Genomic DNA, 12218 nt, shown 5'->3' on the forward strand with positions numbered 1-12218 from the left:
TGCTGATTTTTTAAATGAATTAAAAGTGAATATTATAAAATTTTGTTAGAGGAGAAAGTAAACGAGAAAATTAATAACTTTACAGAGTTGTAAACATTATTTACAGTTGATAATTCTAGTTAAATTTCTGATTTGTTTTCCTAGTCCTTTCATGCTATAATAGGGCTTGCTCAAGCGACCTTCAATCGTTGAAAGCACAGCACGACCTTCAATCGTGAAATAACGAAAAGATGGGAGAACACAATGAGTGATAACTCTAAGATTCGTGTCGTTGTTGGTATGAGCGGAGGTGTCGATTCATCAGTAACTGCTTTGCTCTTAAAAGAACAAGGTTACGATGTGATTGGCATCTTCATGAAAAACTGGGACGACACAGATGAATTTGGTGTCTGTACAGCCACAGAAGACTACAAGGATGTAGCTGCTGTTGCAGATCAGATTGGCATTCCTTACTACTCTGTCAACTTTGAGAAAGAGTACTGGGATCGCGTTTTTGAATACTTCTTGGCGGAATACCGAGCTGGTAGGACTCCAAATCCAGATGTCATGTGTAACAAGGAAATCAAGTTTAAAGCCTTCCTTGACTATGCCTTGACACTAGGTGCAGATTACGTTGCAACGGGTCACTATGCTCAGGTGAAGAGAGACCAAGATGGCTTGGTTCACATGTTGCGTGGCAAGGACAACAATAAGGATCAGACTTACTTCCTAAGTCAACTGTCACAGGAACAACTGCAAAAGACCATGTTTCCTCTGGGGCATTTAGAAAAGCCAGAAGTTCGAGCGATTGCTGAAAGAGCTGGTTTAGCTACAGCTAAGAAAAAAGACTCGACAGGTATTTGCTTCATTGGTGAGAAGAATTTTAAAGAATTTCTGAGTCAATATTTACCAGCCCAGCCTGGTCGCATGATGACCTTGGAAGGCCGAGATATGGGCCAGCATGCTGGGTTGATGTATTATACTATTGGCCAGCGGGGTGGTCTTGGAATTGGTGGTCAGCATGGTGGTGATAATGAGCCTTGGTTTGTGGTTGGGAAAGATCTCAGCCAAAACATTCTTTATGTTGGTCAGGGGTTTTATCATGACAATTTGATGTCAACGAGTCTTGACGCTAGTCAGGTTCATTTCACAAAAGAAATGCCAGAAGAATTTACACTGGAATGTACTGCTAAGTTCCGTTATCGTCAGCCGGATTCTAAGGTGACAGTTACTGTAAAGAGTGACAAGGCTGTTGTCAACTTTGATCAACCGCAAAGAGCTGTTACTCCAGGTCAAGCAGTTGTCTTTTATGATGGCGATGAGTGCTTAGGTGGTGGCTTGATTGACAGAGCTTATAAGAATGGTCAAGTCTTGCAGTACATTTAGATTGACAATTCAACATAATTTGCTAAAATAAGATAAGCAATGCCTATGATGGTCAAAGCTCATGGATGTTGCAGGCTTTTTGTCCTGCACTTCTAGAGACTTGGCCTTTTTTGGTGAAAAAATGAGGGAAAAAGAAAATGACACACAATTTTACTGAAAGTTATGATATTATCGTGATTGGAGCAGGGCATGCTGGGGTTGAGGCATCGCTTGCTGCTAGTCGAATGGGTTGTAAGGTTCTTTTGGCAACCATCAATATTGAGATGCTGGCTTTTATGCCCTGCAATCCATCTATCGGAGGGTCTGCTAAAGGCATTGTTGTCCGTGAAGTAGATGCTTTGGGCGGTGAGATGGCAAAGAATATTGACAAGAGCTATATTCAGATGAAAATGCTGAACACAGGTAAGGGTCCTGCAGTGCGGGCTCTTCGGGCGCAGGCGGATAAGGAAGTTTACTCCAAAGAAATGCGGAAGACTGTCGAAAATCAAGAAAATCTAACCTTGCGGCAAACTATGATTAATGAAATCTTGGTAGAAGATGGTAAGGTAATTGGGGTTAAGACAGCGACCCATCAGGAGTATGCGGCTAAAGCTGTTATTGTTACAACTGGAACAGCCTTGCGGGGAGAAATTATCATTGGTGATCTCAAGTATTCATCTGGTCCTAACCATAGTCTGGCAGCCATTCCTTTAGCAGATAACCTACGGGATCTAGGTTTTGAAATTGGTCGTTTTAAGACCGGAACGCCACCGCGTGTCAAGGCGTCATCTATCAATTATGATGTGACCGAGATTCAGCCAGGTGATGAAAAGGCCAATCATTTCTCTTACACTTCTCGTGATGAAGACTATGTGAAAGATCAAGTTCCTTGCTGGTTGACTTATACCAATACAGAAAGTCATGAGATCATCCAAAATAACCTGCATCGGGCGCCTATGTTTTCAGGAGTAGTAAAGGGTGTGGGGCCACGTTATTGCCCGTCTATTGAGGATAAGATTGTCCGTTTTGCAGACAAAGAGCGCCACCAACTTTTCTTAGAGCCTGAGGGCCGTGATACGGAAGAAGTTTATGTGCAAGGGCTATCAACCAGTCTGCCAGAAGATGTCCAGAAAGACTTGGTTCACTCTATCAAAGGTCTAGAAAATGCTGAGATGATGCGGACAGGCTATGCCATTGAATACGATATGATTATGCCCCATCAGTTGCGGGCAACCTTGGAAACCAAGAAAATTTCAGGGCTCTTTACAGCAGGTCAGACCAATGGGACTTCTGGTTATGAAGAAGCTGCAGGTCAAGGGATTATCGCTGGGATTAATGCGGCCTTGAAGATCCAAGGTAAGCCAGAGTTAATCTTGAAGCGCAGTGATGGTTACATTGGAGTCATGATTGATGATTTGGTGACCAAGGGGACCGTAGAACCTTATCGACTCTTGACTAGCCGAGCTGAGTACCGTTTGATTCTCCGCCATGACAATGCCGATATGCGTTTGACAGAGATGGGACGAGAAATTGGTCTTGTAGATTATGAGCGCTGGGCTCGTTTCGAGATTAAAAAGAATCAATTTGACAATGAAATGAAGCGTTTGGAATCTATCAAACTAAAACCTGTCAAGGGAACAAACGCTAAAGTAGAAGAGCTTGGCTTTAAGCCTCTGACGGATGCAGTAACTGCCAAAGAATTTATGCGGCGTCCAGAAGTGTCTTATCAAGATGTGGTTCAATTCATTGGTCCGGCAGCAGAGGAACTTGATGAAAAGATTATTGAGCTAATTGAGACAGAGATTAAGTACGAAGGCTATATTTCTAAAGCTCTCGATCAGGTTGAAAAGATGAAGCGCATGGAAGAGAAGCGGATTCCGGCTAATATTGACTGGGATGATATTGACTCAATTGCGACAGAAGCACGACAGAAGTTTAAGAAAATTAATCCAGAAACGATTGGTCAGGCTAGTCGTATTTCTGGTGTCAATCCAGCAGATATTTCCATTTTGATGGTTTACTTAGAAGGCAAATCTAGAAGCATTTCTAAAAATCAAGCGAAGTAACTCTTTTAAAAGGCTTAGTTTCCTTTGGGAAGCAGCCTTTTTGTGTAAATTTACAAGAGGTTTACAAGATTGTAAACTTTGAAAGACTATTTTTCGCTTCCTTTACCCTTCTTAAATGCTTTTATTATTGGGAGAAATTCGCTTTTTTCTTGGATTTATGGTAAAATGGCGGAATAAGAGGTCTATGATGAAAAAATTTCGTTTTGCCCCAATTCACTTGGCGATGGCGGGTCTAATTTCCTTTATAATCTTAGCCATCTGTCTGAGGCTTTTTGGTGATAGTTTAGCCATGCTAGCTGCTCTTATGCTTGTGCTGGCTCTTTTGATTGTGCTTTTTATCCAGCAACAGAGAGTATCCGAGCTAGATGAGATTGAGCAGATTCATTATGTCAATCATCAAGCAGAAGGAAGCCTCGCTTCCTTGCTGGATAAGATGCCAGTTGGTGTCATTAAAATTAGTGAAGATAATGATGATGTAGAGTGGTTTAATCCATATGCAGAACTGATTTTTACAACCGAAGATGGTGATTTTGATGCTGATATGCTCAAGAATATCATGAAGGCTGCTTATTCAGACTCTGGTCATTATGCTACGGTTGGAGACAAGAAATATTCAGTTTACTTGGACCGTGCATCCAGTGTGTTTTATTTTTTTGATGCATCCAATGAATATGAAGCCACTGTTGGTCTGGTAACAACACGCCCAGTAATCGGGATTATCTCGGTGGATAATTATGATGATTTAGAAGATGTCGTTTCTGATACGGATATCAGTCTTATCAATAGCTTTGTGGCCAACTTCGTAGCAGAATTTTCTGAGCAGTTTCACATGTTTTACCGTCGGGTTGGCATGGATCGGTTCTATCTTTTTACGGATTACACAGTGCTGGAACAGCTGATGGAAAATAAATTTTCTATCATTGATCAATTTCGGACAGAAGCTAAAAATCGAGAGTTGTCACTGACACTCAGTATGGGCTTTTCTTATGGTGATGGCAATCATGATGAAATCGGTCGGGTCGCCCTGCTTAACCTCAACTTAGCTGAAGTTCGGGGCGGGGATCAAGCTGTCGTCAAAGAAAATAATGACAACATGAATCCAATCTTCTTTGGTGGAGGAACGGCGTCAGCTGTTAAGCGCACGCGCACCCGTACTCGGGCTATGATGACTGCGATTTCTGATAAGATTAAGAGTGTGGATCAGGTCTTTATAGTTGGACATAAAAATCTGGATATGGATGCCTTGGGCTCTTCTCTTGGCATGCAGCTCTTTGCTAGTAATATCATTGAGAAAGCTTATGTGGTCTATGATCCGTCCCAGATGGCTTCTGACATTGAGCGCTCCATTACAAAGCTCCAGCAGGAAGGGGCTGACTATCTGGTGCCGCTTTCTGAAGCAGTAAATATGGTGACCAATCGTTCTCTTTTGATTATGGTTGACCATTCCAAGATATCTCTGACTCTGTCTAAGGATTTCTTTGATCAATTCAGTCAGATTATCGTAGTTGACCACCATCGTCGTGATGAAGATTTTCCAGAAAATGCTGTCATTGCCTATATCGAAAGTGGGGCTAGCAGTGCCAGTGAGTTGGTAACGGAGCTGATTCAGTTCCAGAATTCTAAAAAGAACCGTCTCAGTAAGATGCAAGCCAGCCTTCTCATGGCGGGGATCATGCTTGATACCAAAGGCTTTTCAGCTCGAGTCACCAGTCGGACCTTTGATGTGGCCAGCTATCTACGGACTCGGGGCAGTGATAGTGTTGTGATTCAGGATATTTCCGCTACGAATTTTGAGGAATATCGTGCGATTAATGAGCTGATTTTAAATGGCAAGAAGATTTTGCCAAATGTCATTGTAGCAGCTGGTCCAGAGGAGAACACTTATGATACGGTTGTCATCAGTAAGGCAGCTGATACCATGCTCTCGATGTCAGGAATTGAAGCTACTTTTGTCGTAAGCAAGAATACCAAAGGCTATGTGTCTATTTCGGCTCGCAGTCGCAGCAAGATAAATGTTCAGCGAATTATGGAAAAGCTGGGCGGTGGCGGTCATTTCAATCTGGCGGCAGCTCAAATTGAAGGTAAAACAGTTTCTGAGGTCCTTCAGTCGCTGAATCAAGAAATTATGGACCAAGTCATTAAAGAGGAAGTAATAATAGACGAGGAGAAAAAAGGATGAAAGTAATTTTTTTAGCAGATGTAAAAGGCAAGGGCAAAAAAGGCGAAATCAAGGAAATGCCGACTGGCTATGCTCAAAATTTTCTGATTAAGAAAAATTTAGCCAAGGAAGCAACAGCGCAGGCTATTGGTGAGCTGCTCGGCAAGCAAAAGTCCGAAGAAAAAGCCCACGCGGAACTAGTGGCAGAAGCTCAAGCTATTAAAGCTAAGTTAGCAGAAGAAGCTACTCTTGTTGAATTTACTGAAAAAGTTGGTCCGGACGGCCGCACCTTTGGCTCTATTACCAGCAAGAAAATAGCAGAAGAGCTGCAGAAGCAGTTTGGCATTAAAATTGACAAACGGCATATTAAGGTGGACTCACCGATTCGCTCCATTGGTCTGATAGATGTTCCAGTGAAAATTTATCAGGATATAACTGGGGTGATTCGTTTGCGGGTTAAAGAAGGATAATAGTGATTTGAAGGAAGGATTTACCGATGGCAGAGATTGATGAACTCCGAGCTCAGCCTCAGGATATTTTAGCGGAGCAGTCCGTCTTAGGAGCCATTTTCATTGATGAGAGCAAACTGGTCTTTGTTCGTGAGTATATCGAGCCTGCTGACTTCTTCAAGTATGCCAATCGCTTGATTTTCAAGGCTATGATTGACTTGGCTGACCGCGGCGATGCCATTGATGCAACGACGGTTCGTAATATTTTGGATAGTCAGGGTGACCTGCAGAATATCGGCGGTCTCAGCTACTTGGTGGAAGTGGTCAATTCTGTGCCAACCTCTGCCAATGCTGAATACTATGCTAAAATCGTTGCAGAAAAGGCTATTCTAAGGCGGCTGATTTCGCGTCTGACAGAGTCTATCAATCAAGCCTACGATGGTGACCGTCTGTCAGAGGAAATTATTGCCGGAGCTGAAAAAGCTCTGATTGATGTCAGTGAGACGGCCAACCGCAGTGGCTTTAAAAATATCCGTGATGTGCTGAATCTTAACTTTGGCAATCTGGAGGCTCGGTCTCTGCAGACATCGGATATCACTGGGATTGCGACTGGCTATCGTGAGTTGGACAAGATGACGACTGGTCTGCATGAGGAAGAGTTAATCATTCTAGCGGCTCGGCCAGCGGTCGGAAAGACGGCCTTTGCTCTTAATATTGCTCAGAATATCGGAACCAAGCTGGATAAGACTGTAGCCATTTTCTCTTTGGAAATGGGGGCGGAGAGCTTGGTGGACCGGATGTTGGCTTCTGAAGGGGTGATTAACTCTCATTCCATTCGTACGGGGCAACTGACAGATGAAGAGTGGCAGAAGTATACTATTGCGACAGCTAATCTGGCCAACGCTAGTATTTATATCGATGATACACCAGGGATTCGGATTACAGAGATTCGCTCGCGGGCTCGAAAGCTTGCCCAGGAAACGGGGAATCTAGGGCTGGTCTTAATTGACTATCTGCAGCTGATTACGGGAACTGGTCGTGAAAACCGCCAACAAGAGGTTTCGGAAATTTCCCGGCAGTTGAAAATCTTGGCTAAGGAACTCAAGGTGCCGGTCATTGCGCTGAGTCAGCTCTCGCGTGGCGTGGAGCAGCGGCAGGATAAGCGACCAGTGCTGTCTGATATTCGGGAATCAGGTTCCATTGAGCAGGATGCGGATATCGTTGCCTTCCTTTACCGGGATGATTATTATGATCGAGCTGGTGAGGAGGAAGAAGGCATTCCCAACAACAAGGTTGAAGTCATTATCGAGAAAAACCGGAGTGGAGCGCGTGGTACAGTAGAGTTAATTTTCCAGAAAGAGTATAATAAATTCTCAAGTATTTCCAAAAGAGAGGACGAATAAAGATGAGTGATGCATTTACAGATGTGGCAAAAATGAAAAAAATCAAAGAAGATATCAAGGCGCATGAAGGACAAATCGTTGAGATGACGCTGGAAAACGGTCGTAAGCGCCAAAAAAGCAAGCAAGGCCGTCTGATTGAAGTCTATCCGTCTTTGTTTATCGTGGAATATTCCAACGAAGGCGGTCAGCCAGGGGAAATCTCCAATACCTATGTGGAGTCTTATACTTATTCTGACATTTTGACAGAAAAGAACCTCATCCGTTATTTTGATGAATAGAAAGGTCCAGTGGGCCTTTTTACTTATATTTGAAGCAATTCCTCAGTCAAAGCGACTTATACAGGGTATGATAAAAAAGAAAACAGGTGGTCATCATGATTAAAAATTTAGTTTTTGATTTGGGCAATGTTCTGATTGAATGGAATTCTGAGAAAAACTTGACATATTTTGAACCTGAGAAAGAGCGGCGGCAGGTTCTTAGGCAGGTCATTTTTGAGTCGGGTGTCTGGCATCAGACGGACAAGGGAGAGCTGAGTTTGAAAGAAGCCTGTGAGGAAGTCATGGCTCAGTTGGACGTTTCCTATCATTCCGCCATTAAGAATATCTTTTATCATTGGTATGAGGTTGTGCATGTTTACAGTGATTTACAGGAAAGGATTCAGGTATGGGCTGACCAGGGCTATGGAATCTATATCTTGTCAACCACTTGTGAGATTTTTTATCATATTGAAAAAGCTGGTTTGTTGCCCATTTACCCACTGCTGTCGGGCTATATCCTTTCCTCAGAGGTCGGTGTTGTCAAGCCGGAAGCAGAGATTTACCAAAAGCTCTTGAAAAAGTATGGTTTGAATCCAGTAGAATCCGTCTTCATTGATGATATTCAGGCTAACTTAGATACGGCAGCTGAACTGGGCTTTGAAACTATTTTATCCACAAGTGAGACTGAGAATATCAGTGCTATGGAGACTTTGCTGGCTGTGAAAGGGAAGTTTGGCTGATTGATGATAGTTTGCTTTACTTATAGTTGAAAAGGAGTGAGTCCAAGCTCCAACCTTGACATTTGCTTATGATTGCGCTATCATAGTCCTATATATGGGAGTCTGTGTACAGTCTGAGAGGAAGTGTAAGCTTCGACCGCACCTGATCTGGGTAATGCCAGCGTAGGAAACATGCCTAAAATTGTGGTATTTGTGCGCCTTTTCCATATATGGAAAAGGCCTTTTCTTTTATCATCTTTTCAAAAGTTTGATGATTGAAAGAATTGCAGGGCCCAAAATAAATGAAGGGAGGAAAACTAATCAATGAAAGCACTACAAAGGCTGATGCGGCAGCAAATCGGTCTCTTAGGGATGCTGGGTGTACTTGTCATCTGGCAGGTCATGGGCTGGCTCAAGCTCTTGCCCAAGTTTATCCTGCCGACACCTCTGGAAATTGGTCAGGCCTTTATCAGAGATGCTGGTTTTCTAGCAAGTCATAGCTGGGCCACCTTAAAAGTAGCCTTGCTGGGTTTAGTCTTGGGCGTCATTTTGGCTTGTATATTAGCTATACTCATGGACAGCATGAGCTGGCTCAATGATCTGATTTATCCCATGATGGTCGTGGTGCAGACGATTCCGACCATTGCTTTGGCGCCAATTCTGGTTCTCTGGCTGGGTTATGGGATTTTGCCCAAGATTGTGCTCATTATTCTGACGACGACTTTTCCGATTATCGTCAGTATTCTGGACGGTTTTCGGCATTGTGACCGGGATACTCTGACTCTCTTTGAGCTTATGCAGGCCAATCGCTGGCAGATTCTCTGGCATTTTAAGATTCCGGCTAGCTTGCCTTATTTCTATGCGGGTCTGAGGGTGAGTGTTTCCTACGCCTTTATCACGACCGTGGTTTCTGAATGGCTGGGCGGTTTTGAAGGCTTGGGTGTCTATATGATTCAGTCTAAGAAGCTTTTCCAGTACGACACCATGTTTGCTATTATCATATTGGTTTCGGTTATCAGTCTTCTGGGGATGAAGCTGGTGGCTGTCAGTGAAAAATATGTCATTAAGTGGAAATAGGAGCTCAGCTCTGCTATTTTCCAAAGAAAGAAAAGAGGATAATGATGAAAAAAAGTTACAAAATGCTGCTGGCAGGTTTAGCTGCCGTGTCTATCTTTGGTCTAGCGGCTTGCAGTCAGTCAGGCTCGGAGTCAGCTAAGAAGGATAAAAAGATTGATTTTATCCTAGACTGGTCACCTAACACCAACCATACCGGCCTTTATGTGGCTCAGGAAAAAGGCTACTTCAAGGAAGCAGGCGTGGATGTGGATATCAAGTTGCCGCCTGAAGATAGCAGTTCGGATTTGATTATCAACGGCAAGGCACCTTTTGGTATTTACTTCCAGGACTCCATGGCTAAAAAACTGGATAAGGGCGCAGAAATCACAGCTGTTGCCGCTATTGTAGAGCACAATACTTCGGGTATCATTTCCAAGAAGTCTGCAGGGATTACAACTCCTAAGGATCTGGCTGGCAAGAAATATGGCACCTGGAATGATCCAGTGGAGCTGGGCATGCTTAAAACCTTGGTTGAAAGCCAAGGCGGTCAGTTTGATGAGGTAGAAAAAGTTCCTAACAACGATTCCAACTCTATTACGCCGATTGAAAATGGTTTGTTTGATGCAGCCTGGATTTATCATGGCTGGGACGGCATCATGGCAGAGACGCAAGGCATGGACACTAATTTCTTTTACATGAAGGATTACGTCAAGGAGTTTGACTACTATTCTCCAGTGATTATTGCTAATAATGATTATCTCAAGAAGAATCCGGAAGAGGCGAAAAAGGTTCTTCAGGCCATCAAAAAAGGCTATCAATATGCTATGGAACATCCTGAAGAAGCAGCGGATATTTTAATCAAGCATGCGCCGGAATTGAAAAACAAGCGCGACTTTGTCTTGGCTTCCCAAAAATATCTGTCTGAGCAATATGCATCGGATAAGGACAAGTGGGGTCAGTTTGAGGCTAGCCGCTGGAACGCCTTTTACAAATGGGCCAAGGATAATGGTATCGTGGACAATGACTTGAGTGACAAGGGATTCAGCAATGAATTTGTGAAATAATGACAGAAATCAAACTTGAAAATGTAAGCTATGCTTACGATGAACAACAGATTTTAAAAGACATCAATCTTGAAGTGAGAACTGGTCAGATGGTAGCAATCTTGGGGCCTAGCGGTGTTGGAAAGACGACCCTCTTTAATCACATCGCTGGGATTTTGGAGGTCCAGTCGGGCAGGATTGTCCTAGATGGGCAGGAAAATCCTAAGGGCCGGGTGAGTTATATGCTGCAGAAGGACTTGCTGCTGGAGCACAAGACGGTGCTGGGTAATGTCATCTTGCCCCTGCTAATCCAAAAGGTATCCAAAAAGGAAGCGACGGATCAGGCAACCCAGATTTTGAAGGAGTTCGGGCTCTTTGATGTGGCAGAAAAGTATCCACATGAGCTGAGCGGGGGGATGCGGCAGCGTGTGGCACTGCTACGGACCTATATGTTCGGCCACAAGCTATTTCTTCTAGACGAGGCCTTTAGTGCCTTGGATGAGCTGACCAAGATGGAGCTGCACGCTTGGTATCTGGATATTCACCGTAGGCTGGGTTTGACGACTCTCCTCATCACTCATAGCATCGAGGAAGCTCTGGCTCTCAGTGACCATATCTATATTCTGAAAAACCGGCCTGGGCAAATCGTGGCAGATCTCCAACTGACCTGGTCAGACAGCGAGGATAAGGAACTGCAGAAGCTACGATATAAGCAGGAGATTTTAAAGATTTTGGGAATGTGAAGTAACTGCCTGAAATCCTTTACTTTCAAAACAACCTCAATCAAGCCTTTTGGCTTGATTTTTTGCATGAGGCCCTTTACTTTTGACTGTATTCATGGTACAATAGCCCTTGTGTGAAATAGCAGCAGGAAAGCATGGAGCTCGTCAACAGAACATCAGCTATAAAAGTAGCCTTAGCTGTTTGGGCGAAAATGTTCTGCACGAATCAGGGCTTTCTAAGTGACTATTTCCTCAAAAATATTTTACAGGAGGACATTTTTATGTCACGTTATACAGGACCATCTTGGAAACAAGCTCGTCGTTTGGGTCTTTCTCTTACTGGTACAGGTAAAGAATTGGCTCGCCGTAACTATGTACCTGGTCAGCATGGACCAAACAACCGCAGCAAATTGTCAGAATACGGTTTGCAATTGGCTGAAAAGCAAAAACTTCGTTTCACTTACGGTGTAGGTGAAAAACAATTCCGTAACTTGTTTGTTCAAGCTTCAAAAATCAAAGAAGGAATCCTTGGTTTCAACTTCATGCTTCTCTTGGAGCGTCGCTTGGATAACGTTGTTTACCGTCTTGGTCTTGCGACTACTCGTCGTCAAGCTCGTCAATTCGTAAACCATGGCCACATCCTTGTTGACGGCAAACGCGTTGATATCCCATCATACCGCGTAACTCCAGGTCAAGTGATCTCAGTGCGCGAGAAATCATTGAAAGTGCCTGCAATCCTTGAAGCTGTTGAAGCAACTCTTGGACGTCCAGCATTCGTATCATTTGATGCTGAAAAATTAGAAGGTTCATTGACTCGCCTTCCAGAGCGCGACGAAATCAACCCAGAAATCAACGAAGCACTTATCGTTGAATTCTACAACAAGATGCTTTAATTTGTATTTGTTCAGAAGTCGGTTTCCCGGCTTCTTTTTTATACTCTCAATGAAATAATAAAGCTAATTCCTACTAAAAAATGTCAATTGCTTGAGACAGCTGTTTTG

At 43.4% G+C, this 12218-nt stretch carries 11 protein-coding genes and 1 riboswitch; all 11 genes read left to right on the forward strand.

Going from position 1 to position 12218, the window contains the following annotated elements:
* Positions 1–243: 243 nt before the first annotated feature.
* Positions 244–1365, forward strand: a complete 1122-nt coding sequence (gene mnmA, locus MK370_RS10205) for a tRNA 2-thiouridine(34) synthase MnmA (RefSeq protein WP_268685157.1) — start codon at positions 244–246, stop codon at positions 1363–1365.
* 137 nt (positions 1366–1502) lie between these two features.
* Positions 1503–3410 (forward strand): tRNA uridine-5-carboxymethylaminomethyl(34) synthesis enzyme MnmG, encoded by a 1908-nt coding sequence (gene mnmG / locus MK370_RS10210; protein ID WP_268685158.1) that lies wholly within the window; start codon positions 1503–1505, stop codon positions 3408–3410.
* 157 nt (positions 3411–3567) lie between these two features.
* The gene (locus MK370_RS10215; RefSeq protein WP_268685159.1) at positions 3568–5589 is read left to right on the forward strand and encodes a DHH family phosphoesterase; all 2022 of its coding nucleotides are present in this window, start codon (positions 3568–3570) and stop codon (positions 5587–5589) included.
* Positions 5586–6038, forward strand: a complete 453-nt coding sequence (gene rplI / locus MK370_RS10220) for a 50S ribosomal protein L9 (RefSeq protein WP_268685160.1) — start codon at positions 5586–5588, stop codon at positions 6036–6038. Before MK370_RS10215 ends, rplI begins: the two co-directional genes overlap by 4 nt.
* Positions 6039–6064: 26 nt before the next feature.
* Positions 6065–7420, forward strand: coding sequence for a replicative DNA helicase (gene dnaB / locus MK370_RS10225; protein ID WP_002894241.1), 1356 nt, complete (start codon positions 6065–6067; stop codon positions 7418–7420).
* Between the two features lie 2 nt (positions 7421–7422).
* Positions 7423–7698, forward strand: a complete 276-nt coding sequence (locus tag MK370_RS10230; RefSeq protein ID WP_002894239.1) for a Veg family protein — start codon at positions 7423–7425, stop codon at positions 7696–7698.
* Positions 7699–7793: 95 nt separating this feature from the next.
* Entirely contained in the window at positions 7794–8417 is a 624-nt protein-coding gene (locus tag MK370_RS10235; RefSeq protein WP_268685161.1) for an HAD family hydrolase, read from the forward strand.
* Between the two features lie 84 nt (positions 8418–8501).
* A riboswitch (TPP riboswitch) is annotated at positions 8502–8603 on the forward strand.
* Between the two features lie 117 nt (positions 8604–8720).
* Positions 8721–9473 (forward strand): ABC transporter permease, encoded by a 753-nt coding sequence (locus MK370_RS10240; protein WP_002928546.1) that lies wholly within the window; start codon positions 8721–8723, stop codon positions 9471–9473.
* A 41-nt stretch (positions 9474–9514) separates the two neighbouring features.
* Entirely contained in the window at positions 9515–10516 is a 1002-nt protein-coding gene (locus tag MK370_RS10245; protein ID WP_419153002.1) for an ABC transporter substrate-binding protein, read from the forward strand.
* A complete protein-coding gene (locus MK370_RS10250; RefSeq protein ID WP_268685162.1) occupies positions 10516–11238 on the forward strand; it encodes an ABC transporter ATP-binding protein in 723 nt (240 codons plus the stop codon). Before MK370_RS10245 ends, MK370_RS10250 begins: the two co-directional genes overlap by 1 nt.
* A gap of 260 nt (positions 11239–11498) precedes the next feature.
* Positions 11499–12110 (forward strand): 30S ribosomal protein S4, encoded by a 612-nt coding sequence (rpsD, locus tag MK370_RS10255; protein WP_002899562.1) that lies wholly within the window; start codon positions 11499–11501, stop codon positions 12108–12110.
* Positions 12111–12218 lie beyond the last annotated feature (108 nt).

This window comes from Streptococcus sanguinis, assembly GCF_026781265.1.
GTDB lineage: Bacteria > Bacillota > Bacilli > Lactobacillales > Streptococcaceae > Streptococcus > Streptococcus sanguinis_T.